This is a genomic window from Propionispira arboris (assembly GCF_900109225.1).
GTDB classification, from domain to species: Bacteria; Bacillota; Negativicutes; order Selenomonadales; family Selenomonadaceae; genus Propionispira; species Propionispira arboris.
The window spans coordinates 100,267-125,034 of record NZ_FNZK01000016.1 but is presented as its reverse complement, the minus strand read 5'-3'; the positions used below and the strand labels follow the sequence as shown (position 1 = coordinate 125,034).

Annotated in this window: 21 protein-coding genes; 17 read left to right on the top strand and 4 right to left on the bottom strand. The window is 39.8% G+C overall.

The features are described 5' to 3' along the window. Positions 1-376: 376 nt before the first annotated feature. On the top strand, positions 377-673 hold the full coding sequence (locus BMY14_RS14985; protein ID WP_177177618.1) for a hypothetical protein: 297 nt from the start codon (positions 377-379) through the stop codon (positions 671-673). 68 nt (positions 674-741) lie between these two features. On the opposite strand, the gene BMY14_RS14980 is transcribed toward BMY14_RS14985, so the two are convergent. Continuing rightward, positions 742-2,190 (bottom strand): aminotransferase-like domain-containing protein, encoded by a 1,449-nt coding sequence (locus BMY14_RS14980; RefSeq protein WP_091833471.1) that lies wholly within the window; start codon positions 2,188-2,190, stop codon positions 742-744. Positions 2,191-2,411: 221 nt separating this feature from the next. On the opposite strand from BMY14_RS14980, the gene BMY14_RS14975 reads away from it, so the two are divergent. The 4 genes from BMY14_RS14975 (at position 2,412) to BMY14_RS14960 (ending at position 8,200) form a co-directional block, all read left to right on the top strand. Beyond that, positions 2,412-3,020, top strand: a complete 609-nt coding sequence (locus BMY14_RS14975) for a LysE/ArgO family amino acid transporter (RefSeq protein ID WP_091833468.1) — start codon at positions 2,412-2,414, stop codon at positions 3,018-3,020. Between the two features lie 114 nt (positions 3,021-3,134). Further along, entirely contained in the window at positions 3,135-4,808 is a 1,674-nt protein-coding gene (locus BMY14_RS14970; protein WP_091833465.1) for a methyl-accepting chemotaxis protein, read from the top strand. A 201-nt stretch (positions 4,809-5,009) separates the two neighbouring features. Next, positions 5,010-6,170 (top strand): iron-containing alcohol dehydrogenase, encoded by a 1,161-nt coding sequence (locus tag BMY14_RS14965; RefSeq protein WP_091833462.1) that lies wholly within the window; start codon positions 5,010-5,012, stop codon positions 6,168-6,170. A gap of 311 nt (positions 6,171-6,481) precedes the next feature. After that, entirely contained in the window at positions 6,482-8,200 is a 1,719-nt protein-coding gene (locus tag BMY14_RS14960; RefSeq protein ID WP_091833459.1) for a methyl-accepting chemotaxis protein, read from the top strand. A gap of 75 nt (positions 8,201-8,275) precedes the next feature. On the opposite strand, the gene BMY14_RS14955 is transcribed toward BMY14_RS14960, so the two are convergent. Continuing rightward, positions 8,276-9,937 carry a ribonuclease J gene (locus BMY14_RS14955; protein ID WP_019553925.1) on the bottom strand — a complete coding sequence of 554 codons (1,662 nt, stop codon included), beginning with the start codon at positions 9,935-9,937 and terminating at the stop codon, positions 8,276-8,278. Positions 9,938-10,182: 245 nt separating this feature from the next. Continuing rightward, complete coding sequence (locus BMY14_RS14950; protein ID WP_091833456.1) at positions 10,183-10,854, bottom strand: PDZ domain-containing protein; 672 nt, start codon at positions 10,852-10,854, stop codon at positions 10,183-10,185. Positions 10,855-11,106: 252 nt separating this feature from the next. On the opposite strand from BMY14_RS14950, the gene BMY14_RS14945 reads away from it, so the two are divergent. The 12 genes from BMY14_RS14945 to BMY14_RS14895 all read left to right on the top strand — a co-directional run bounded on the left by BMY14_RS14945 (position 11,107) and on the right by BMY14_RS14895 (position 23,154). Further along, entirely contained in the window at positions 11,107-12,123 is a 1,017-nt protein-coding gene (locus BMY14_RS14945; protein WP_245741435.1) for a FecCD family ABC transporter permease, read from the top strand. An 11-nt stretch (positions 12,124-12,134) separates the two neighbouring features. Next, positions 12,135-12,920 carry an ABC transporter ATP-binding protein gene (locus BMY14_RS14940; RefSeq protein WP_019553922.1) on the top strand — a complete coding sequence of 262 codons (786 nt, stop codon included), beginning with the start codon at positions 12,135-12,137 and terminating at the stop codon, positions 12,918-12,920. Beyond that, positions 12,920-13,948 carry an ABC transporter substrate-binding protein gene (locus tag BMY14_RS14935; protein ID WP_091833450.1) on the top strand — a complete coding sequence of 343 codons (1,029 nt, stop codon included), beginning with the start codon at positions 12,920-12,922 and terminating at the stop codon, positions 13,946-13,948. Before BMY14_RS14940 ends, BMY14_RS14935 begins: the two co-directional genes overlap by 1 nt. A gap of 93 nt (positions 13,949-14,041) precedes the next feature. Beyond that, positions 14,042-14,206, top strand: a complete 165-nt coding sequence (locus BMY14_RS20635) for a hypothetical protein (RefSeq protein WP_177177617.1) — start codon at positions 14,042-14,044, stop codon at positions 14,204-14,206. Positions 14,207-14,222: 16 nt separating this feature from the next. Further along, on the top strand, positions 14,223-16,154 hold the full coding sequence (locus tag BMY14_RS14930; protein ID WP_245741434.1) for a TonB-dependent receptor plug domain-containing protein: 1,932 nt from the start codon (positions 14,223-14,225) through the stop codon (positions 16,152-16,154). A 71-nt stretch (positions 16,155-16,225) separates the two neighbouring features. Further along, a complete protein-coding gene (locus BMY14_RS14925; protein WP_091833447.1) occupies positions 16,226-16,873 on the top strand; it encodes a MotA/TolQ/ExbB proton channel family protein in 648 nt (215 codons plus the stop codon). Then, positions 16,860-17,270: an ExbD/TolR family protein gene (locus BMY14_RS14920; protein ID WP_091833444.1), complete on the top strand. Its 411-nt coding sequence runs from the start codon at positions 16,860-16,862 to the stop codon at positions 17,268-17,270. The genes BMY14_RS14925 and BMY14_RS14920 overlap by 14 nt, the downstream gene beginning before the upstream one ends. 6 nt (positions 17,271-17,276) lie before the next feature. Further along, entirely contained in the window at positions 17,277-17,963 is a 687-nt protein-coding gene (locus tag BMY14_RS14915) for an energy transducer TonB (RefSeq protein ID WP_091833441.1), read from the top strand. Between the two features lie 212 nt (positions 17,964-18,175). Continuing rightward, on the top strand, positions 18,176-19,591 hold the full coding sequence (locus tag BMY14_RS14910; RefSeq protein WP_091833439.1) for an aldehyde dehydrogenase family protein: 1,416 nt from the start codon (positions 18,176-18,178) through the stop codon (positions 19,589-19,591). A gap of 279 nt (positions 19,592-19,870) precedes the next feature. Next, complete coding sequence (locus BMY14_RS14905) at positions 19,871-21,130, top strand: PucR family transcriptional regulator (protein ID WP_091833436.1); 1,260 nt, start codon at positions 19,871-19,873, stop codon at positions 21,128-21,130. Between the two features lie 164 nt (positions 21,131-21,294). Continuing rightward, the gene (gene gabT, locus BMY14_RS14900; RefSeq protein ID WP_091833433.1) at positions 21,295-22,602 is read left to right on the top strand and encodes a 4-aminobutyrate--2-oxoglutarate transaminase; all 1,308 of its coding nucleotides are present in this window, start codon (positions 21,295-21,297) and stop codon (positions 22,600-22,602) included. Positions 22,603-22,707: 105 nt separating this feature from the next. Continuing rightward, complete coding sequence (locus BMY14_RS14895) at positions 22,708-23,154, top strand: YaiI/YqxD family protein (protein WP_091833430.1); 447 nt, start codon at positions 22,708-22,710, stop codon at positions 23,152-23,154. Positions 23,155-23,223: 69 nt separating this feature from the next. Here the strand turns inward: BMY14_RS14895 and BMY14_RS14890 are convergent, their stop codons facing one another. Then, positions 23,224-24,654, bottom strand: a complete 1,431-nt coding sequence (locus BMY14_RS14890; protein ID WP_091833427.1) for an amino acid permease — start codon at positions 24,652-24,654, stop codon at positions 23,224-23,226. Between the last annotated feature and the right edge of the window lie 114 nt (positions 24,655-24,768).

Sequence of the window (24,768 nt, the reverse complement as noted above, 5' to 3'; positions counted from 1 at the left end):
ATCGTTACGAAGTGTAATATAATTAGAGATAGGTGGAAATTAAAAAAGTCGCCGTGTCCCAAGAGTGTTGAAGCACTCTTAGGCACGAGCAGGTGTACTGGCACCTACACGTAACAGCTAGCTGTCTACGACGACAATTTATTATACCGTGCTTTTCCTTGGGTGACAAGGGAGATGGTTTGTTCGGTATGCTGGAATTGAAGTTTTGACAGGAGCTTAGCGTCTGCATGCAATTAAGATATAGCAAAGCGCATGTGTAGGTTGAATAAACCCGCGCATGCGCTTTTTTGATTTCCCCTGAAACAAACTGTAGGGTGGGTTCCTTTATTGGATTACAATAGAGAAACCCCTTACAGAATGAGGATGGGGGATATAAATGATGATAAAGAATGTATTTGATTCGTTGGTTGCCACGATGGAGCATGAAAATTTGGCCGGACTCGATTTAGGGAAGCATTCTAGTGAATATTATTATGCCAATGAAAAAGTCCTTGCGTATCAGAGAAAAATCAAGAGTGCCTTGCCCGTGGAACTGCAGGAAACTTTGGTAGATTTGGATGATGAATATAACTGTATGATGACGAGCGGAATGGATGTATATTATCGACAAGGTTTTTCCGATGCAGTCCGGTTGATTATGGAGACGATGACTTGGTCACCAACGCGGAGTTAAAGGAACGGCGCACCCTAGTGGTTTGGAAAAATCGCTGGGGTGCCGTTTTTTTTACCGCCATGAATAATTCAGTTTAACTCCTTAATCATAGCGGCTAAGCGTTCTAGCGCATTGCGAAGCTCGATGCTCGAAGCATACGAATAGGATAAACGGAGATGCCGATTCGATAAGGGATCATAGATACTGCCGGGGTTAAGCAAGATGTTTTCGGCCAGTGCCATTTTGAATAATTTTGGCAGAGAGATCGGTTCTTTTAACTTTAGCCAAATATAAAAACCACCGGCAGGGATATGCCAACTGGCAATCTCTTGAAAATGCTGGGTCAGAACATCAAGACAAGTTTGTCGCTTTATACATAAAGCAGCACGAATCCGCCTTAAATGATTTTCATGGAACCCGCTGGCAAGCCATTCTGCGGCGGCATATTGCGATAAACAGCTTGAGCCGTAATCATTTTGCATTTTCATGTCAGCTAATTTTTCAATCACTGGTTCAGGTCCAACGACCCAGCCAATTCGAAGCCCGGGGCTGACTGCTTTTGACAGACTGCCTATGTATAAAACCAGGCCATCTTGATCCATTGATTTTAAAGGTGGTGGTGCAGGGCTGTCAAGCCAAAGATCACGATAGACATCATCTTCTAAAATCGGCAGCTGATTTTCTCGGCAAAGCTGCAATAAGTCATGACGGCGCTGCTCACTCATTAAGATACTGGTGGGGTTATGAAACGTTGGAATTGTGTAAAGTAAAGCAGCCTTTTTAAGTTTTTGCTGATAAGCCAGGGTACGGAGGTTAATACCTTCCGAGTCTAAAGGAACTTCCGCAAAATCAACCTGCATGGATTGAAATAAGGGCAAAGAGAGAAGATAGGATGGGTTTTCCAGTAAAATTTTGGAATCCTTAGGCAAGAGTCCTAGACAAATCAATTGTAAAGCCTGCAAGGCACCAGAAACAATGAGGATGGAGCGAGGGGAAACGTTAATGCCGTTTTTTCGTAGATGAATACACAATTGTTCTCGTAAAAACAAAAGGCCTTGTGGCTGCTCATAACCAAATGATTTTATATTGCCTGATGTTTTCTGCAATATTGCCGTTAGTTCTTTGTGTGGTAATAGATCAGGGGCTAATTCACCGGTCCCTAAGCGAATGATATTTTGTTTAAATTCGGCACGGTTGATTTCTTGAATGAGTGGCAGATTTGGTCGATATGTACTGGATTCTACATAAAAATTCCAATCAATTTGTTCCGGCGAGCTAAAAAGTGACCAGGTGTTATTTGCAATCCAGATGCCGCTGCCTGGTTTGCTTTCGAGCAAACCATCAGCCATCAGCTCATCAATCGCAGTCTGCACGGTACTGCGATTTACCTTGAAGATAGCAGCCAAACTGCGCTGGGCGGGTAGTTTGCTGTTGATAGGCCAGTTACCGCTGCGGATTTCGTGTTTGATATAAGCATAAATCTGCCGATATAAGGGCAGCGTATCTTTTTTGTTTGGCAGCCAGTCGATATGTAACATAAAGCAGTCCTCACTCTTTTTTCTTTAGTATAACAAATTGGATGGTTATATAACAAGCCAATTGGATGCAGACAGGTATATAAAAATTTTTTATACTATATATAACGCATTAAAGAAAATACATACAGCCTATCAGTCTGTCAGGAATGGGATATAGGGCATGGTCTGTGCTGTAGCAACTTTTTAATTTTAGTTAGAAGAGAAAAGTCAGGAGAAAAATAATGACGGGATTTATACATGGAATTATATTATCGATGGGACTCATTTTACCTTTAGGTGTACAAAATTTATTTGTCTTTAATCAAGGAGCTATGCAAAAAACATTCTTTCGAGTCGTACCAGTTGTAATTACAGCTGGAATTTGTGATACGCTGCTTATTTTAGTAGCCGTGAACGGGGTTTCGGTGCTGGTATTGGAATTTGCCCTGCTAAAGACGCTTTTCATTGGGGCGGGGGTGATTTTTCTGCTTTTTATGGGCTGGATGATTTGGAATGAAACCGTTACAGCAAGTGATACACAGGCGGTTAAAGCTCTTTCGACAAAACAGCAGATTGGTTTTGCTGTTACAGTGTCTTTGCTAAATCCACATGCGATCATAGATACTGTCGGTGTAATCGGTACAAGTTCGGTAAACTACAATGGACTGGATAAAATTTTGTTTACGTCAGCGTGCATTATGATTTCGTGGATCTGGTTTTTTTGTTTGGCCATCACGGGCAGGATGATTGGCAGACAACGTCAAAGCACCAAGATTTTGTGCTGTATTAATAAGTTTTCAGCGGTCTTTATGTGGGCAACCGCTATTTATTTAGTGTATTCCTCTTTTTAGGGTTGAGTTAAGACTCCTTTTACGATAATATATAGAAGGCTTTTACGTATTGTCGGCAAATTTGATTCTTGCTGGCGTTTACCAAAAAGGCTTAGTTGAAAGGGGTCTGGCACATTGAAAGTAAAAACCAAGATTATAGCGGGTTATGCATTTATAGCAATTTTCATTTTAATCATTACAATTATTTCTTTAGTTGGGCTCAATCAGATTCGAGCGAATTATGAAAACATCATTGATAATTCCAATGCGACGATTGTAAATTTGCGAGAAATCCAATATTATTTTACGGGGCAGGCGAATGATGAACGAGGCTTTCTGTTAACAGCGAAGAGTGAATTCAAAGATGAAATTTTGACTAAATCAGATAAGGTCAAACAAATTGTTTCGCAGCTTGCGCCGCTTATGGAAACGCAGCAGGAAAAAGAACTGCTTACACAACTCGATACGACGCACACAAAATTTACGGCTGTTAATTTGAAGGTTCTGGAACTTTATGGACAGGGTAAAAAAGCCGAAGCCCAGCAGTTATCCTTTACAGAAGGTCGTTCTTTACGTAAAAATTTAGAGGGCACCTTTAATGCGTTGATTCAAATTCAAAAAGAAGAAATCACAGTCAATCGAAGTAACGCTGATCTTTATGCAACGCGTATTCGAATCATTGTCATGGTTGTATCAATAGGACTTATTTTGGCTGGTCTGCTCTTTGGTTTTGTATTGTCGCGCAATATTGTTAATCCGATTCTTAAGATTACAGCAGATATGAAAAATGGCAATCTGAATTTTGCCACATTAAATATTTCTAACGATGAGATTGGACTGCTCACTCGATCGTTTGGCGACCTAGTTAGCAAATTACAAAACATGATAGTTAATATAAAAGAATCTGCGGGAAAAGTGTCCGATGCTTCACAGCATTTGACAGCTAGTTCAAAGCAGTCGGCACTGGCGGCAAATCAAGTTGCTGAGATTATCGTCGAAGTGGCTGAGGGTGCACAGAGGCAGATGGAAGTCGTCGATCATACGCGTCAAACGGTGGGGCAAATGAGCTTACAGATTCAAGAGGTAACAGGTAAAATGACGAATGTAGCCAATAATTCGCAGCAAACAGAAATGGCAGCACAAGCTGGATTGGCAAACATTGAAACATCGATAAAGCAGATGCAGTTCATCGACCAAACGGTGACACACTCTTCTTTACTGGTACGTAAACTGGGAGATCGTTCAAAAGAAATAGGACAGATTATTGAAACGATTTCTGCTATTGCCAATCAAACGAATTTACTAGCGTTAAATGCCGCAATTGAAGCCGCCCGAGCTGGCGAACAGGGACGCGGGTTTTCGGTTGTAGCCGAAGAAGTTCGTAAACTTGCGGAAGAATCCCAAGAGGCCGCCAAACAAATTGCTACACTTATTGGGGCAATTCAAACCGAAACAACACAAGCTGTTCGTGCTATGGAAGCGGGCAACAAAGAGGTACAGACTGGATCGGAAGTTGTTGTTTCAGCCGGACAATCCTTTACTAATATTGTCCAAAGAGTTAACGAAGTTTCTGAGCAAGTTCAGGAAATTTCAGATACGATGCAGCGACTAGCAGAGGGTGGTCAAAATATTGTTGATTTAGTTGGCAAAGTAGAAACCGTTACGAAAACAACGGTTAGCCAAACGCAGATGGTATCCGCCTCGACACAAGAACAGTCGGCATCCACCGAAGAAATTTCTATTAGTAGTCAAGGTTTGGCGAAAATGGCCGAAAAACTTAAAGATATTGTCCGTGCATTTACAGTTTAAAAAAGTTATTTATTTTCGTGCATATAAAAAGTCAAAGGTCTGTTTTTTTATCAGGTCCTTTGACTTTTTGTCTGTATGTTTAATTGACAAGCAATATCACCAAACGTATAATGAAAATAGGCTTATGTAGCTATTTTGTAGTCTGAAAATGCCATTGTGCCGATAAAATCGTTTATTAAAAAAATCGAAGGAGTTGTTTTTATGCAAAACTTTCAATTTATGAATCCAACAAAGATTATTTTTGGCAAAGGGGAAGTTATTAAACTGTCCCATGAAATACCAGCCGGTAGTAAGATCCTTATTACGTATGGCGGTGGGAGTGCGAAAAAAACTGGTCTTTTAGACGAAATCAAAACCGTTTTAAAAGACTTTACAATTGGCGAATTTGGTGGAATTGAACCGAATCCGGTTTATGAAACGTTGATGAAAGCGGTTGACTTGATTCGCGCTGAAAAATATACTTTTATTTTGGCTGTTGGCGGCGGCTCAGTTATTGATGGTACAAAATTTATCGCGGCGGCAGTTCCGTTTGTCCAAGCTGATCCATGGACCTTTATTACGGATGGTATTGCTATAAAAGAAGCACTGCCTTTTGGGACGGTGTTGACCTTACCGGCAACAGGATCAGAAATGAATAATGGCGGCGTAATTACCAGAAAATCATTGCAGGCAAAATTAGCATTTGCGAGCCCTGCTGTTTATCCGAAGTTTTCTGTTTTAGATCCTGTTTATACGTATACGCTGCCGACTCGGCAGATTGCCAACGGCGTTGTGGATGCTTATGTCCATGTTATGGAACAATATTTGACCTATCCCGTAGCTGCAAAAGTACAGGACCGTTTTGCAGAAGGACTATTGCTTACCTTGATTGAGGAAGGGCCAAAAGCTTTGCAAAAACCAGAAAATTATGATGTGCGGGCCAATATTATGTGGAGTGCAACCATGGCCCTCAATGGACTTATTGGCAGTGGGGTGCCGCAAGATTGGGCGACCCATATGATTGGTCATGAAATAACGGCTTTGTACGGGCTGGACCACGCACAGACACTAGCTATCATTCTGCCGTCAGTCATGCAAGTCATGCAGGTAGAAAAATCGGATAAACTGCTCCAATACGGTGAACGCATCTGGCATATTACCGGTGATATTCCAATTGACGATAAAATTATGCTCATTATTGAGCGGACCAGAAATTTCTTTGCCATTATGGGGAACAAAACCCATTTTTCTGATTATGGACTAGGGCGAGAAGTAATTGATAAAATCCTTGCCAGCCTAGAGTCGCATCAAATGGTTAAGTTAGGTGAAAAAAGCCTTGTTACCCCGGCTGTAACAAGAAAAATCTTAGAATTGAGTCTATAGAAAATCGGAAATCCCTGCTAAAGACGCCTAACTGGTAGGCAGTTCTTTAACAGGGATTTTTTGCATTGATTTGAAATTTAAGAGTGTCCATAATTTAAAAAAATTTAAAAAATAAGAGGATTTGAATTAGTTTTGGAGAATTAAAATTTTATATAGATACATAGAATTTGAGTTTGTAAGAGGTTATCCGAGAGTGTGTTTTTGCTTGTGCAAGGTATGAACATGTTTGAAGGGATGACCTCTTTTTTTGCTCCAGTAAGATATGATGGCTAACTTGTATAGGAGATTTTAAATATAGGAGGATTGTGTATATGGACCTTTTTAAAAATTTTCGTCTTACAACAAAAATTATTGGTATCATTGTTTTCTTAACGCTTTCTTTTAGTAGTTTAGTCGCTTTTTATATCATTCCTGTCATAACGAATACGTTGGAAACGGATGCAAAAGTAAAACTGCAAAATTTAACCGAAACATCCTATAAAATTCTGGAATTTTATTATAATCAATCCCAAAAGGGGATTTTAACCGAAAGCCAGGCCAAAGATTCAGCCAAACAAGCGATTCGTGCTTTGCGTTATGGTGGGGATGAATATTATTGGATTAATGACTATACGCCCAATATGGTCATGCATCCCATGAAACCGGAGCTGGATGGAAAAAATATCAGCGATATTAAAGATCCGGATGGTGTGTCGATTTTTCTTGAATTTGTCAAAGTGGCCAAAGAACAAAAGGAAGGCTTGGTTAAATACCAATGGTCAAAACCTGGTAAAGATAAGGCTCAGCCGAAATTTTCTTATGTAAAGGGGTTTGAACCCTGGCAATGGGTCATCGGCACAGGAATTTATGTCGATGATTTAACGGAAATCAAACAAGGCATTATTTTTAAGATTGTGCTTGCGGTAGTTGGCGTTATTGTAATGGCCCTACTCTTAGTATCCATATTGATTATTTATCCAATCAATCGCAGTATCCATCAAATTTTGGCGTACTTAGAAGAATTGGCCGGATATGATTTTTCGAAAAAAATCAATTTGGATCAAAAAGATGAACTTGGTATTATTGCTGATTCTTTTAGCTATGTTGTAAAAAATGTCCATCAATTGATTACCGATACCAAAGGATTAGGCGAAGTGGTGGTTAGCGAATCGAAAAAAATGATTGCTTCAACCGAAGAAATCAGTATCGCATCGGATCGTACAGCAGTGACGATTACGGAATTGGCTGGTGGCGCGGTAGAACAGGCAAAAGCGAGTGTGAATACGAATGATCAGATTCAGGAAATTATCAATCGCCTGGGATCAATTCATGAAGATATTGCAGTTTCCGGGCATTTAGCACAAAAGGCAACGGAATCCGTTCGTGTTGGCTCGAATTTAGTTAAAGACCAGGGAATTAAAATTGTGAACAATAAAGTAGTCTATACACAGATTGGTGATTCTATTTTGTCCTTGGCCAATAAATCCAAAGAAATTAGTGAGATTGTTTCGGTCATTCAAGAAATTGCGAAACAAACGAATCTGTTATCTTTAAATGCTGCGATTGAAGCAGCAAGGGCTGGTGAACATGGCCGTGGGTTTGCTGTTGTTGCAGAGGAAGTTCGAAAATTAGCCGAACAGGTTGCCTTGTCTGGCAGTAAAGTTATTACGATTGTGAGTGAAGTCGAAAATGGTATTTCGTCAACGGCATCCCATATGGAACTGGCCAATAAAGCCGTGGAAGAAGAAGAGCAAAGTCTAGTAAAAATCGTTGAATTCTTCCATGAAATTTCCGATTCTATTGAAAATATTCAAAGTAAGGTAAATGATATTTCGGCAACATCAAATATAATCAATACAGAAGCCAAAGCAGCTGGACAAGAAATTCAGCAAATTGCAATTGTTTCAGAAAAAGCTGCAGCGGGGACAGAAGAAGTTGCAGCTTTGAGTGAAGAAACAACGGCGACAATTCACGAAGTGATTGATAGCACGCGGAAATTGGCTGAGCATGCGGAAAATTTGCAAAAATCAATTGAAAAATTCAAGATTTAGAATTGAAACCGGCAACAGATAGTATCATAAAAAAACGGCAAGCTGCAAAAAATGCAGCTTGCCGTTTTTTATATTTTATGCTTCCATAATAATTGGTAAAATCATTGGACGACGTCCCGTTTTTTCAATTAAATACTGATTTAATGCTTCACGGATTTGTACCTTGATGGTAGTCCATGAACTGATATGATTGACTTCACAGTTGTGAAGAACGTTTTTGATTTTTAATTGAGCACCATGCATCAATGCTTCAGAGTCACGTACATAAACAAAACCACGCGATACTAAATCTGGTCCGGACTTAACAAGTTTACTTTCTTTATCTAGTGTTACAACAACAATTAAAACACCATCTTGTGAGAGCTGCTGCCGATCGCGAATGACGATGTTTCCGACATCCCCGACACCAAGACCGTCGACAAATATATTGCCAACTTTTACTTTGCCATTTATACAGCCGGTATCTTCAGTAAATTCAAATACAGAGCCGTTTTCACCCAATAAGATGTTTTCTTTCGGAATGCCTAACTTTTCGGCAAGTTCACCATGCTTTTTCAACATCCGATATTCACCATGAACTGGCAGGAAAAATTTTGGACGAACGAGATTGAGCATGAGTTGAAGCTCGTCACGGCTGGCATGCCCAGATACATGGATACCGGATTCTTTTTCATAAACAACATGGGCTCCTAAACGAAGCAGGTTATCAATTGTTTTACCAACGGATCTTGCATTTCCCGGGATCGGTGTTGCCGCAACTAAAATCGTGTCACCAGGCGTAATTGTTATGCGACGGTGGTTTCTGTTAGCCATACGGCTTAACCCGGCCATCGGTTCACCCTGACTGCCAGTTGTAAGGATCAAAATCTGTTTATCCTCATAATTGTGCATCAAATCTTCTTCGATGAGAACTCCTTCGGGAATCGTTAAATAGCCTAAATCCATGGAAATATTTACTACATTTACCATACTGCGCCCACAGACGACAATTTTGCGACCGTATTTACAGGCAATATTAGCTGCCTGCTGGAGACGTGACACATTGGAAGCAAAAGTTGCCATGATGATACGGCCTCGGGCAATGCTGAATTCTTGATCTAAAGTGTTCGAAACTTCTAGTTCCGATCCGGTATGACCTTCACGTTCGGCGTTCGTGCTATCTGCTAAGAGTGCGAGTACACCCGCTTTACCAAGCTGGGCAAACTTGTGGATATCGATGCGTTTTCCATCGACAGGAGTGGGATCAATCTTGAAATCGCCCGTGTGGACAATCGTTCCGACTGGTGTCTTTAAATAAATGCCACAAGCATCTGGAATGGAATGACTTCCCTGGATAAAGCCAATATCAAATATGCCGGCTTTGATTTCATCCCCAGCTTCAATTGGCATCAAGTGATAATTTTCCAACCGATTTTCCTTGAGTCTTGTTTCAACAAGACCTAGAGCTAAACGGGTTCCATAAATAGGGACATTGATTTCTCGCAGCAGATAGGATAAAGATCCAATATGGTCTTCATGTCCATGTGTTAAAACAACAGCACGGACTTTTTCTCTATTTTCCAACACATATGTCATATCAGGAATAACTAAATCAATCCCCAACATATCATCATCAGGAAAAGCAAGACCACAGTCTAATATCACGATATCCTCACCGTATTCGAAGACTGTCATATTTTTCCCTATTTCGCCTAAACCGCCTAAGGGGATAATACGTAATTTATTTTTTTGTTCCAACAGAATAAATCCTCCTTTAATATATATACTAAATTTTATAAAAAAACTATGCAAAATAGTTTGTCTGATCTGTAAAAATCAACAGATTAACCGCTCATTATTAATCTTTACATTGTAACATACATATATTAAAAGGACAACAAAAGGTTGAGAGGTGCAATATTCATGACTTGAAGTAAGCTATATATAATGCATTAAAAAAATACCATCCCGTCTATCAATCTGCCCCAAAGGGGATATAGCGATTAAAATGAGTTGGCTTTTGTTATTTTTTCAATGAATTGTTGCTCTAATACGCCGCTGGAAGGGACTTTTTCCCAAACCGTCCCGTTTTTTGCTTCGAATGTCATATCCATATGGAACAACTGAAATGTATTAAATTCGCCGCTGGTAAAAAACATGACCGTTTTTAAGCGAATAAGAGAGGGCTGTTTGTCTGTTATAATGTAATCCAAGAACGTGGCTCTTTCCGGGTCAAGTTCTCCGATTGTATACAAAATTCCCCAGTTCGTATCTATTGATTTGGTAAGAAAGATTTTTTGCAGCTCGGGACTTTGTGCGATGATATTCTGAATTTTAGGTATGGTCAAACCATTCGTTGCGAGTAAAAATACAGATTGTGTTGTGGGGCGGTCGATTTGTTCAGGGACAATAAAACATTGATAATTTTTATTTTTACGTTCGATCGTTTCATGGGCACGATAAGCGGCGTGGCTGTATAACAATTCTTTGCTAGTATTGAGCATTTTGTCGTTGGGTCTAATTCCGGCTTTGAAAGCTGGCCCGAAAAGATTAACGCCAATGACTTGTAAGGTATTGTCCACAACGAGTCCTTTGGTAAAAGGCATATTGGTTTGAGCAAAACAGGTTGTTGTTAGGGCAAGTATTATCAATATAGTGAAACAGTATTTTTTCAAAATCATACACTCCTTCATTGAAACCAATAATAAGAACCGTTTTTTAGATTTATTATACATTGTCGGTTAGCGAAAGTGAAAGAAAATAATAGAATATTTTGCTAAAAATGTTTAGAAAAATCAAGTTGACGCAATAGGTTATCTATATTATAATTACAAACGATAATGATTACCAGTATCGTTATCATTTGTAATTGCAATAGGAAAGAGGCGAATACAGGATAAATGAAAATCAGGCGAAACTATTTTTTTATGATAGGTATTATTTTTTTGCTGGGGTTGGTTTTGCTATCAATGCTTGTAGCGGTTTGTCTTGGATCCGTGAAAATTCCGCTCTTTGAGGTCTATAATATTATGGCACATAAAATATTTGGACAGCAAATAATGGGAGATTTGAAGCCATCCCATATTGATATTATCTGGCAGCTGCGGCTGCCTCGTGTTTTGATGGCTGCAATTGCGGGCGCAGCACTTTCTATGTCTGGGGCTGTTATGCAAGCCTCGGTGCAGAACCCACTGGCAGAACCTTATATTTTGGGTATTGCATCGGGGGCTTCATTCGGTGCAGTTATTGCTATTTTAATTGGCGGTATCGGAGGTTTCGTGGGAACGACAATCTGGGCTTTTGGGGGAGCGATACTGGCAACCGTGCTCGTGATGTTTTTAGCAGGACTGCGAGGACAAATGTCGACCGTCAAGATGGTATTAGCTGGAGCCGTGGTAAGTGCTTTGTTGAGTGCAGGAGCAAATTTTATAATTTATATGTCAAACAATGCGGAAGGCATGCGCAGTGTTACGTTTTGGACTATGGGGTCTTTTGCTGGAGCGAAGTGGAGTACTTTGTTTTTACCAGCAGTTGGTACGGGTTTTGCAGGTATTTTGTTCCTTTCACAAGCAAGAAAACTTAATGTCATGCTGCTTGGTGAAGAGGCTGCTTTGACGTTAGGCATTGATTTGGTAAGTGTGCGACGATTTTATATGATTCTGACGGCATTGTTGACAGCTATCATTGTTTCAGCTTGTGGTGTTTTTGGTTTTGTGGGTTTGGTAATACCGCATATTGTGCGTTCACTGATAGGGTCAGATCATCGCAAATTAATGCCGGTCGTGATACTATCTGGCAGCTTTTTTTTAATTTGGGCTGATGTTTTATCTCGTGTACTGCTTAAAAGCGGCGACCTGCCAATTGGTATTATCACTGCGTTGATTGGCGCGCCATTTTTTATGTATTTATTATTTCAACAGTCGTTTAATTTTGGGAATAGCTAGGAGGTGTGACTGTGGATTTGAAACTGGAACATATTAGTGTAGCATTAGATCACCAAAAAATTGTTAAGGATGTTTCTTTAGGTGTTGCAACGGGACAATTTGTTGGTATGATAGGACCAAACGGTAGTGGGAAATCTACATTGCTAAAAACAGTGTATCGTGTGCTCAAACCAAGTGGCGGCAAAATTTTCTTTGGAGGTGAAAATATACAGTCAATGCGAATTGGCGCATCGGCTAAAAATATGGGAGTTGTGGGGCAATTCAATAATGTGAATTTTGATTTTACAGTTATGGAAATGGTCTTGATGGGGCGTACACCTCATAAAAAAATGTTGAGTACAGATAACGAGCAGGATCGTTTGATTGCGTTAGCAGCAATTGCAAAAGTTGGCATGACGGAATCAATCAATCGCAGTTTTTTGACTCTTTCAGGTGGAGAAAAACAACGTGTTATTTTAGCCAGAACATTAACACAGCAACCCAAATTTTTAATTTTGGATGAGCCGACGAATCATTTAGATATTAAATATCAATTGCAGCTTTTGGGAACAGTCAAATCATTAGGTATTGGCATTTTAGCGGCTTTACATGATTTGAATTTGGCGGCTATGTATTGCGATAAATTGTACGTATTGAAAGATGGAAAAATCGTTGCTGCAGGAATGCCAGTGGATGTATTAACGGAAGATTTAATTCGTGATGTCTATAACATTGACTGCCATGTTGACGTGGATTTAAGAACGAAGTGCGTTTCAATTGTTTATCGTCCGCTTGATTTAGCGATGGGGTACAACTGATGGGCTGGTCGCGACAGATAAAAGTAAGTGTTTTTTTCATAGGCTTTGGTTTTTTGTTTTTAACAGGCTGTGCTTCTTCAATAGAAATGGAGGCGATCGATCCAGTCGTGGAAAACGGGTTTCCTGTAAAAATAGAAAATTATGATGCATTGCAAAGATCGTCTGTGTACACGTATCTGTCAGCACCAAAACGAGTTTTAATAACATATCCTGGAGCGACTGAACTTTTGCTGGAACTGGAAATGGATGCACATATTATTGGTACGGTTGAGCCTTATGGCGCTGCACCGCGAGCTATGGCGAATGCTTATGCCAAGCTTCCATTACTGGAGGCGGTCTATATTCCATCGCAAGAAGAGATTTATGATATGCAGCCAGATCTTATTATTGGCTGGGCTCATAATTTTACAGATAATGAGATGGGGGATGTACAAAATTGGCATGAACATAAAATTGGCACTTACATTGTACCGGGAACTTTGCCCAATCAGCAACCAACTGTAGAAAATTCAGTATATCCATTTATGGATGATATGGGGATAATTTTTGGAATCCAAGAAAAAGCGATGCTTTTAATTGCTCAATCGAAAGCAAGAATCCAAGTGGTAAAGGATAAACTTGGTCAAATGGCAAGTCCTAAGAAAATATTGATTTTACAATCTCATGGAAATGGTACGTACTCTTTATATGGTGAAAATTACCTTATTAACGACCTCGTCCAGAAGGCGGAAGCTGAAAATCTTGTGCAGGAGCAAATTTCTTTTGTAGGACCAGAACGGATTTTGGCATATGATCCAGATTATATTATTTATGTTTCCTCTAGTATGGAAACAGGCAAAGACCTTACCGATGCAGAAGCGATTCATGAATTACAAAATAAAATAGAGCTGCGCTCACTTCGGGCAATTCAAAATCGAAATATTATCAATATACCATTTAATGATGCAAATAATTGTAATAGTCGTGCGGTGTATGTTGTGGAAAAAATAGCACATGAATTGTATCCAAATAAATTCTCAGGTAATTAATTTTCAATTTTAAATGAGAATGATAATTGAAATCATGCATTGCTTGGGAATTTTACATAGTTTACAAAACTTATTATACGAGGAGGCGCAGATTTGAAAAAGAAAATTGTTGGTACAGGAATATTCGCTTTTTTTGCGATTTATATGATGTCCTGTTTATTATGCATAGCCAATAACGACTACGTTTCTCCCGAGGATTATGCGAGAATGGCACGAGAAATTGTCGAACAGAGTATTGATATGAAAGTAAACCACTAAGGAGGAGATAGCAAATATGATACATAAAAAACGAAAAATTTTGACAGGTTTGATTTTGGGAGCAATGTCGCTTGGCTTTGCGAGTCAGGTTTTTGCTGCTGAAATAGTGAACGATGACAAGATTTTTGATATGGAAGAATATGTTGTAACCGCAAACCGTATGCCTGTGAAAGCAAATGAGGTTGCAGCGGCTGTTACGGTAATTGATCAGGCAACAATTGAACGAGGCAATTACAGCACGGTATCAGATGTTCTTCGCTCCAATAATGTGAATATGAGTACGACAAGTTTTGCTTCTTATCCAGTACTTAACGGAGATAGTAGAGTGTTGGTTTTGGTAAATGGTCGAAAAATGAATTGGTCACATCTTGTGGTGAGTGGCGATGATAACGCAATTAATATTGATAGTTTACCTGTGAAAAATATCGAACGTATCGAAATTGTCCGTGGTCCAAATTCGGCTCTTTATGGTAGCAATGCAGTAGGCGGTGTTATTAATATTATTACAAAAAAACCAGTGGCTGCTGCATCGACAACTGTTAATACAGAATTTGGAACATGGAACTCGCAACGTTATACATTGACGACACAAGGTGGAGACGATGATGTCCGTTATTTATTTTCCTACGACAAACAAAAACGCGATAATTATGAGTATAAAAATGCTGTAACAGGACATGAAAAAGAATTCCCCTACAGTAATATTGATAAAGAATATGAAAGTTTACGTCTGGATAAATCTTTCGGTGCGGATACCCTGTCATTTGAACTTGAACGGTCAAAACAAAATGATGGACACGGTCTTTATTTAACAGATCCCGAAATTCCGACTGTCTATGGTGATGGGGCTCCACTGCAGACAACAGATCTCAATTTTGCCTTGACATATACGTGGAAGGAAGGGGGTTCTTCTGGTGCTGGCGATTATCTGCGACTTTATCGCAATAACGAAAAATCTGATACATCTTTTGCTGGTGCGCCCTATGAGCATGATTTGACTACGTTGGGAACGCAATGGCAAAAAAGCTGGAAACTTAATAATAAAAATTCACTTATTGGTGGTGCAGAATATATTAGTGAAGATATTAATGAAACAAATTCTGGTGCAATTTTTCAACGTGGAGCCAATATGACATCGATTTACGCAGAAGATCATTGGACTTTAATTGATGGCTGGTCGTTGAATTTTGGAACACGCTATGAAAATCATAGTGATTTTGGTGGTGATTTCACATCGCATGTTGCCATCAATAAAGTATTATCACCACAGACAAATGCTTATTTATCGTGGGGACAGGCAATCAATAACCCTACATTGAAGCAGCGTTATGCAAATTCGCCTTATTGGATTGGCAACCCTAATTTAAAACAAGAAAAGTCCGAGACTGTCACCTTGGGTTTAAATTCGCAAATCGATAAAAAAACTAATATTCAAGCTAGTATTTACAGCAGCAAATTAGACAACGCACTTGATTGGGTATGGGATACGAATATTAGTAAAACGGTTTATTACAATATCAATCGCGAAAAGCGTCGCGGCTTGGAGTTAAATACTACACATAAATTCTCAGATCGGTGGTCATTAAATACAGGTTACTCATATTCTCGGATTGAGAAAAATGTTGGGGATAATGGACAATATACGGACTATATGTATAATAGTCGTCCAAACGGATATTCAATAGGCATTCAATATACGCAAGACAAATGGAATGCGGATTTAACAACGCAGCAAGTTACAGGGCGTAACACTAAAGTATATACGGATACTTCTTATACCACCGTTAATCTTAATGTAGGGTATCAATTTAATGATAAAACCAAGGCTTATATTAAGGGCTATAATTTAACAAATGAAGGTTATGAAATTTTGAGTTCGTCGGCTGGTCGTGGTGCTTATGCGATGCCAGGGCGATATTTTGTTTTTGGTGTAGAACGTAAATTCTAAGTAAATGCTACGGTATGGCATAGTGTTATTTTAATATAGCTAAATATAAAAAAGAAAGAAGCGAGGCAGATATGGATTTTTTGATAGAGGCAATGAGTTGGTTTCACAAAGGTGGACCGGTTATGTATTTGTTGATTTTATCATCGTTGGTTGTTGTGACGATTTTGGTGGAGCGTTTTGTTTACTATAGAAAAATGAACTTGGATGTAGCAGGCTTTAGTGAATATATTGTAAGTGGTTTTCAAAATAAAGAGTATGAAGCGATTTATCAAAGCTGTAGTGTTTCGGCAAAACCGGCGCATAAAATTGTGATTGCCGCATTAGATGCGCAAAAAATGGGTCGCAATATTACAACCGCTATGGAAAGTTCGGCACAGCTTGCTGTGGCGCATTTGCGTAAAGGGTTGTCTATTTTAAGTACAGTCGTTACGTTGTCACCTCTATTTGGTCTTCTGGGAACGGTAGTGGGGATGATACAGTCCTTCAGCATATTCAGTCTTGAAAGTGGGCAGCCAATGGCGATTACCGGCGGAGTCGGTGAAGCCTTAATTGCTACAGCAACGGGGTTGAGTGTGGCTGTTTTAGCCCTTTTGGGACATAGTTATTTTTCGTATAGGCTAGATGGCTTTATTACCGATCTTGAACAGATTGCGGGTGAAGTGGAAAAGAATTTGCCTAATGTTACGGATGAAAAAGGAGTTAATCATGAAGCTGCGTAGTATGCGAATAGAAAAAGCACCAGAATTGATGATTATTCCGATGATTGACATCATGTTTTTTCTCTTGGTATTTTTTATGATTAGTACGCTTTATATGGTTGAGCAGCATACAATTCCAGTTCAACTGCCACAATCCGCTTATGCACAGCAGGAAAAACCAAAAAGCATGAATGTCACGGTGTCCAAAGATGCAGTGGTGCTTATCGATGAAGAAAAAATCCCCCTGGAATTATTAGGAAAGCACATCGCAATGGCAATGGGGAAAAACGATAACCAAATTTTTATTTTACGTGCCGATAAAATGGTAGACTATGGGGAGGTAATTCAGGTGCTTGATGAAATGAAAGCAGCGGGGGCACAACATATTTCGATTGCTACAGAACGTAAAGTGAGGTAATTTTATATGGAAAAGGAACGCTGGAAGTGGAAAAAGGCATTTGGAGTTTCGTTGACTTGCCATGTGGCGATCGCGGTGCTTTCGTTGTTGGTTTTACCTGAAATTTCGGTTACGCCATTACCAGAAGAATATATGGAACTTGAGTTAGCTGCACAGCAAGATATAGTTCCCGTGAAACAGGCAGAACTTAATACGAAAAACACAATGATTTCCAAGCAAAATTTCCCAGCGGCAAAGGCGAGTTTGCAAGCAACAGCACATGCAGCGGAGGCCGTAAAAGCAGATGGAGAACAGCCGCGTCAAGCTGTTGTCGTCAAAGGGGCGATTGGAGCGGTTGAGTCGACAGCAGTTTCTGGAGATGGCCCCGAATCTGCAACCAGTTCAACTTCTTCTAATATGGGAGCAGAGGTTACTGGGGTTATACAAAAACCAGTCGTTTTGAGTATGGTAGAGCCTGTGTATCCGACTGATTTGAAAAATCGTGGGATAGAAGGTCGAGTTCGCCTGCGTGTTCAGATTCATGCTGATGGAAGTGTTGGCTCTGTTGAAGTTGCTGGATCTTCAGGTTATGAAGCAATGGATGCTGCAGCAGTCAGTGCAATGCAAAATTGGCTATTTATCCCAGCAAAACGAGCAGATGGGCAATCCGTAGGCTGCTATGCGGCGATGCCAATTACTTTTGGCTTAAAGTGAATCCGGTTATGATCGTATGTGTAATATTTTACGAACAAAATCGTATATTATTGTTATATATTACGATAAAAGTAGGTTGACCGGATCAGATAAGTTTGTTAATCTAAAGTTATGATAGTATTCGATTAATGAGTCAATGTTGACTGTTTGTTTTGGCAGGCAGTCTTTTTTATTTCATTAATTGTTTACCACAAGGTAAGGGAGGATTTAGCATGGAAAAATATGGACTGTTTATTGCTGGTAAATGGATTTTGACAGAAGAAACAACGCCTTTGGTCAATAAATATACAAATGAAACGGCTGCAATGCTTTCGGTGGCTGGAGCAAAAGAAGTTACAGCTGCGGTGGATGCTGCACAACAAGCGCTTAAAATACCAATGGAACCGTATCGACGTTATGAAGTTTTGATGAAAGCAGCAAATCTTTTAGAGTCTGATAGCGAAAAAATGGCAAGGGCATTATCGATTGAGGTGGGTAAGCCGATTAAAGATGCACGTGGTGAAGTGAAGCGTGGTATCCAGACTTTATTATTATCCGCGGAACAAGCTAAACGAATGACAGGGGAAATGGTTCCGCTAGCGGGTGCACCTGGTTGTGGCAGTCGTATTGCCTATACAAAACGAGTGCCGGTTGGGATTGTTTGTGCGATTACACCATTTAATTTTCCCTTAAATTTGGCTTGCCATAAAATCGGTCCAGCGCTGGCTGCGGGCAATTCAGTGCTTTACAAACCGGCAACGGCAACTTCACTTTCTGCTGTTATTTTATGTGAAATATTTGAAAAAGCAGGTCTTCCAGCGGGCTACTTGAATCTTGTTATGGGATCAGGAAGTAAACTTGGTGATTTGCTTACAGCTGATGAACGTATCAATTTTTATAGTTTTACCGGTAGTGCAGCAGTAGGAAAAATGCTGCATAAAAATGCGGGATTGCGTCGTGTCGCACTTGAGCTTGGTTCTAATTCAGCGAATATCGTTCATGGTGATGCCGATCCAGTTAAAACCGGACAACTTTGTGCCAAATATGCGTTTACAAATGCAGGACAGGTTTGTATTTCTTGTCAGCGAGTATATGTGCATCAGGCGATTTACAATGCTTTTTGCGCAGCGGCTGTTTCAGCAGCCAAGGCTGTTGTCAGTGGTGACCCATTGGCCGACACTACGGAACTTGGTCCGATGATCAACGAAAAAGAAGCAATCCGTGCGGAAGAATGGATTCAAGAAGCAGTTGCAGCGGGTGCTAAGCTCTTAACTGGCGGTAAACGTACCCACTCATATCTCGAACCGACGATTTTGACGAATGTTCAAGCCGATATGAAAGTAGTTTGTAATGAAATTTTTGCACCAGTATTTGTGATTGTACCGTATACCGATATTAATGAAGCGATTGTCGCAGTGAATGATTCGGTGTATGGTCTACAGGCGGGTGTTTTTACAAATTCTTTGGCAATTGCTCATCTTTGTGCGGAAAAAATTGAAGTTGGTGGAGTCATTATCAATGATGGGGCAACATTCCGTACGGATAATATGCCGTATGGTGGGGTTAAAGAAAGTGGAATTGGTCGTGAAGGCCCGGAATATGCTGTGCGTGAAATGACGGAAGAAAAATTGATTGTACTTAATTTTTAGAAGCTTCAAGATAAGATATATATAACGCACTAAAAAAATTCCATCCCGTCTATCAGTCTGCCAGGAAAGGGGTATATGGCATCGTTTGCTTCCTACGTAACGTGCCACTCAGCCCTATACCCCTTTCCTGACGATTGCCATATAAAATGTTTAATGCGTTCTATATATTGACCGATGGTGCGATATTTGTTATGCTTACAGTATCGAATTGAAGTCAAAGAAGACTGCTCATTTATATGAGCGGTCTTTTTTTCGTTTTAAAATAAGGAGGCAATTTTTATGGTCAGTTGTCAAGAGGTCATTAAACTCCATAGTATGGCGGAAGTTCAGATTGTTGCTGGAGCACAAGGGCTGGATCGACTCGTTCGCTGGGTTCATTTTATAGACTTACCAGATGTTCTGCCTTGGGTTCAGGGCGGTGAGCTGTTGATTATCACGGGGATTGGGTTGCAAGGTAAACCGGAAGAATTGAAAAGGCTGGTACAAGGATTAATTGATAAAAAACTGGCTGGTATGGTCATCAATCTCGGTCCTTATATTGAAAGTGTGCCGGATGATGTTGTAACTATTGCTGAGGCGGCTAACTTTCCCTTGTTTACTCTGCCATGGAAAGTAAAACTGGTAGGTGTTATGCAGGAAATTTGCAGTTATATTGTGATGCAGCAAACCGAAAAACATTCCATTAGCAGTTTTTTTGAACAACTTTTGTTAAAACCTGTAGCAGCCGAACAGGAATTGATGGAGCATGCAGCTGTTTATGGCTATGATTTATCGCAATCACAGCAAGTCGTTGTGATCAGTGCAATTTTATTGACGGAACAGAAGCTCACTCGTAAGAATGCAAAACATAATTTTGTTTTAATCAAAACACAAATGGAACAGTTTGTGCGTGATTTTTTTGTTATGCGCGGGCAAAAAATCCTTTTGACTTTATGGATGGATAAAGTTTTATTTTTGCTGCCGGAAAATGTGCAAGACGAAAAGAAAAATCGTAGTATTGTTCAGCTTTTAGTAGATCAATTAGGTGAACATTTTACTGCTTTGAACGTGGCCGCTGGTATTGGCAGCCCGGCCCCGTCTTTGCAAAATATACGGGAAAGTTATTTGCAAGCGAATAAAGCTTTGTGGTTTGCGGAATCATTAGCAACCAAACAATGCGTGTACACCTATGAATCGTTAGGTATCTATAAACTTTTATTTGAAATTCCACTAGAAAAATTGCAGGCATATTGCGAAGAAATCATTGGAACACTTGAAGAACATGATCAGCATTATAAAATGGATTTGGTTAACAGCCTGTTTGTATATTTTGAGGAAAACGGCAATGTTGTTAAAACATCAAAACGTCTTTTTGTGCATCGCAATACGTTGGATTATCGTCTTAAGAAAATTGAAGATGTCAGCGGTAAAAAACTTGCAAATTCGTATGATCGACTGATGCTGCAACTGGGCGTCATTATCGCCAGACAGATTGGCGGAGGACATAATAGAAATACCTATAATGTGAGAAAGTATGAAAAAATATCACATATATTGTAATAAATGCACATAGACTTAGAGGCAAAAGGTCTGTTACAATAAAAGCATAATCAATCGCATGAGTTAGAAAATAAAGCAAGATGGGCAGAGTTGCCAAAGAGATTATTTCGTATCTTTTTGGCAGCTTTTCTCTTTTCTGGAGCTTGTGCAGGGGAGGGCTAAATATGTCAAAATCAGAAGAATTATTGAAACGTAAACAAGCGGCAGTCCCTAGTGGTATAGCTAATTCGACGCCGATCTTTGCCAAAAAAGCCAGTGGTGCTATAATTACCGATATGGAAGACAATGAATATCTTGATTTCTTTGCGGGCGTTGGTGTTTTAAATGTAGGTCATTGTCCGAAACCAGTTGTTAAAGCTATCCAAAACCAAGCGGAAAAATTATTACATTCCTTTTTTTCAGTTGTGATGTATGAACCATATATTGACCTTGCGGAAAAAATGAATGAAATTGCCCCAGGGTCTTCAAAGAAAAAAACGATGTTTGCGAATAGCGGAGCAGAAGCCGTAGAAAATGCAATTAAAATAGCTCGCCATGCAAAAAAGAAAACAGGGATTATTTCGTTTGAATGTTGTTTCCATGGTCGGACTTCGCTTACTATGGGGCTGACTAGTAAAGTTAAACCTTATAAATATGGATTTGGTCCATTCCCATCGGATTTATATAAAATTCCCGCGTCCTATTGTTATCGCTGTCCTTATCATTCCACATATCCAAGCTGTGGAATGCATTGCTTGGAAGCTTTTGATAAGTTTTTTGCGGCAACAGCGGATCCAAGTGAAATTGCAGCAATGATTATTGAACCGATCCAAGGGGAAGGCGGTTTTATTATTCCGCCAAAAGAATTTTTGCCAGGGCTTAAGAGCATTTGTGAAAAAAATGATATTCTCTTTATTGCGGATGAAGTGCAAAGCGGATTTGCTCGCAGTGGTAAAATGTTTGCGATCGAAAACTGGAACGTGGAACCGGATCTTATGACTACGGCAAAATCAATTGCTGCGGGTGTTCCGTTAAGCGCAGTAACGGGTCTGGCTGAAATCATGGATGCACCGGGTGGTGGCAGTATCGGTGGCACGTATGGTGGGAATCCACTTGCTTGTGTAGCTGGTGTTGAAGTTATTAAAATGATTAAAGAACAAAATCTTTGTCAGCGGGCCATTACTATTGGTGAAAAGACTCTAACGAAATTTAAAGCTTTGCAAGACAGATGCCCGATTATTGGCGATGTCAGAGGACTTGGCGCCATGATTGGTATTGAGTTAGTAGAAGATAAAAAGACGAAAGAACCAGCAAAAGAACTTACGGCAAAAGTAATCAAATTATGCCTCGACCAAAAATTAATTTTGATTAATGCTGGTATTTATGGCAATGTACTTCGCCTCTTGATTCCACTTGTTACAACAGATGAACAACTCGACCGTGGGTTGTCTATTATAGAAAACAGTATCTTAGAAGCAGCAAAAGACGTTTAAGTAGATTTTATCAAAGAATGGATGCCCTTATTTATGGTATAATACATCATGAATAAGGGCATTTTTGGTATGTCTTTGAAAATATGAAATAAAGTAGAGGATTTCATGAAAATAATTATCGATGCGGATGCATGTCCGAAACCAGTATTAGCAATCTGTAAACAAGTTGGTCAGATGTATAAACGGGAAGTCTACACCGTTGCCAGCTTTGACCATCAAATAGACAATGATCATCATATAATGGTCGATAATACCTCGCAGGAAGCGGATTTAAAGATTATCAATATAACGCAAGCAGACGATCTTGTGATTACGCAGGACTGGGGATTGGCAGCCATGGTTTTAAGCAAAAAAGCGGCTTGTCTGAGCCCGGCAGGCATTCCTTATGATGTAAATAAAATGGATTTTTTATTGGAAGAACGTGAAGTGAAAGCAAAATTACGTCGTGGGGGCGGGCGAACAAAAGGACCTAAAAAAAGAACAGTGCAAGATGATGAACGTTTTGAGGCTGCTTTAGTGAAAATCTTAGAAAATATCGCACTACCGCAATAGCCGAATAAAACCTGATTCTATTTTTTGCAAGAAAAAAAACGCCGAACCGTTTGATTCGACGTTTTTTGTTTATAAAGAAGTATTTATATCGTCTATTTGTGGTGCTGGATTTTTCGAAGATTGTTTTATATTGATGGTACTATGTTGATAACTGTAAGTGAAATAAACGATACAGCCAATACCGCACCAAACAAAAAAGCGAACCCAGGTGTCAAATGGCAGGTTGTACATGAGATAGCCACAGGAGAGGATGGCGAGTGGTGCAATAAGCCAGACAACTGGACAACGAAAGGTGCGATGCAGATCAGGTTTCGTCAGGCGCAACACCATGACGCCAATTGCGGCGATCAGAAAAGCATTGAGCGTGCCGATGTTTGCCATTTCGGCAATCAGACCGATTGGGGCAAAACCGGCAATGAGTGAGACAAATACAGCACCGGCAATTGTGACGATGTAAGGTGTTTTATAACGAGAATGAATTTTACAAATATTTGCAGGCACCATTCCGTCTCTAGACATCGCAAAAAAGATGCGGGCCTGACCGTATAATAACACAAGTAATACCGTTGTAATGCCAGCAATAGCACCTACTCCGACAACGGCTGAACCGATATTATAACCAATATAGCGTAAGGCAAAAGCAACTGGTTCGGGATTGTTAAGTTCGGTATAAGGTACAACACCGGTTAAGACAGCGGCCACAACGACATATAAAACAGTACAGATAACCAAAGAACCGATAATGCCGACTGGTAAGTCCCGTGCGGGATCTTTACATTCTTCGGCCGAGGTTGCTACGGCATCGAATCCAATATAGGCAAAAAATACGATGGCCGCACCGCCCGTGACGCCAGAGAAACCAAAGGGCATGAATGGTTCCCAATTTGCGGTATCAACATTGGGACCAGCTAATATAAGGAAAATAAATACAGCAATAAGTTTTACAAAAACCAGGATACGGTTTATTTTCGTGCTTTCCTGTGTGCCGCGAACTAAGAGAAAACTCAAGAATAAAGTAATGAAAATAGCGGGGAGATTGATGATACCACCATCACTAGGTACCAGTGTAAAGGCTGGGGATAATTCGATTCCGACTGATTTAAGCAGCCCAACCATATAACCAGACCAGCCAGAGGCTACAGCACTAGCTGTAACAGTATATTCAAGAATGAGATTCCAACCAACTAAAAAGGCTAAAAATTCACCTAATGAAGCATACGTGTAAGTATAAGCACTACCTGAAGAGGGAACAATCGAAGCGAATTCGGCATACGCGAGTCCGGCAAATGCGCAGGCAAGACCAGAAATAATAAAAGATAAAATAACAGCAGGACCAGCGTATTTAGCTGCTGCAACACCCGTCAATACAAAAATACCGGTGCCGATTACACAGCCAATGCCGAGTAAAATTAAATCAACGGCACCTAAACTTTTTTTCATGCCTGAATTTTCAGCCATGCTACGCATTTGTTCAATACTTTTCGTACGAAATAAGTTCATCAATTCAAAAACACCTGTTTTCTATAAAGTTAATTTAAGCAATCTATAAAAGTATAGTAACTTGTAAGTGTTATGTCAAATTAAAAACAGCTATATAACTTTATTTATTAAAGT

Bases quoted from the DNA above. Each gene is read 5' to 3' on its own strand.
- BMY14_RS14965 (WP_091833462.1), top strand. From the start codon at position 5,010: ATGCAAAACTTTCAATTTATGAATCCAACAAAGATTATTTTTGGCAAA.
- BMY14_RS14915 (WP_091833441.1), top strand. From the start codon at position 17,277: ATGGAAAAGGAACGCTGGAAGTGGAAAAAGGCATTTGGAGTTTCGTTG.
- BMY14_RS14890 (WP_091833427.1), bottom strand. From the start codon at position 24,654: ATGAACTTATTTCGTACGAAAAGTATTGAACAAATGCGTAGCATGGCT.
- BMY14_RS14945 (WP_245741435.1), top strand. From the start codon at position 11,107: ATGATAGGTATTATTTTTTTGCTGGGGTTGGTTTTGCTATCAATGCTT.
- BMY14_RS14925 (WP_091833447.1), top strand. From the start codon at position 16,226: ATGGATTTTTTGATAGAGGCAATGAGTTGGTTTCACAAAGGTGGACCG.
- BMY14_RS14975 (WP_091833468.1), top strand. From the start codon at position 2,412: ATGACGGGATTTATACATGGAATTATATTATCGATGGGACTCATTTTA.
- BMY14_RS14985 (WP_177177618.1), top strand. From the start codon at position 377: ATGATGATAAAGAATGTATTTGATTCGTTGGTTGCCACGATGGAGCAT.
- BMY14_RS14920 (WP_091833444.1), top strand. From the start codon at position 16,860: ATGAAGCTGCGTAGTATGCGAATAGAAAAAGCACCAGAATTGATGATT.
- BMY14_RS14910 (WP_091833439.1), top strand. From the start codon at position 18,176: ATGGAAAAATATGGACTGTTTATTGCTGGTAAATGGATTTTGACAGAA.
- BMY14_RS14895 (WP_091833430.1), top strand. From the start codon at position 22,708: ATGAAAATAATTATCGATGCGGATGCATGTCCGAAACCAGTATTAGCA.
- BMY14_RS14980 (WP_091833471.1), bottom strand. From the start codon at position 2,190: ATGTTACATATCGACTGGCTGCCAAACAAAAAAGATACGCTGCCCTTA.
- BMY14_RS14935 (WP_091833450.1), top strand. From the start codon at position 12,920: ATGGGCTGGTCGCGACAGATAAAAGTAAGTGTTTTTTTCATAGGCTTT.
- BMY14_RS14960 (WP_091833459.1), top strand. From the start codon at position 6,482: ATGGACCTTTTTAAAAATTTTCGTCTTACAACAAAAATTATTGGTATC.
- BMY14_RS14930 (WP_245741434.1), top strand. From the start codon at position 14,223: ATGATACATAAAAAACGAAAAATTTTGACAGGTTTGATTTTGGGAGCA.
- gabT (WP_091833433.1), top strand. From the start codon at position 21,295: ATGTCAAAATCAGAAGAATTATTGAAACGTAAACAAGCGGCAGTCCCT.
- BMY14_RS14905 (WP_091833436.1), top strand. From the start codon at position 19,871: ATGGTCAGTTGTCAAGAGGTCATTAAACTCCATAGTATGGCGGAAGTT.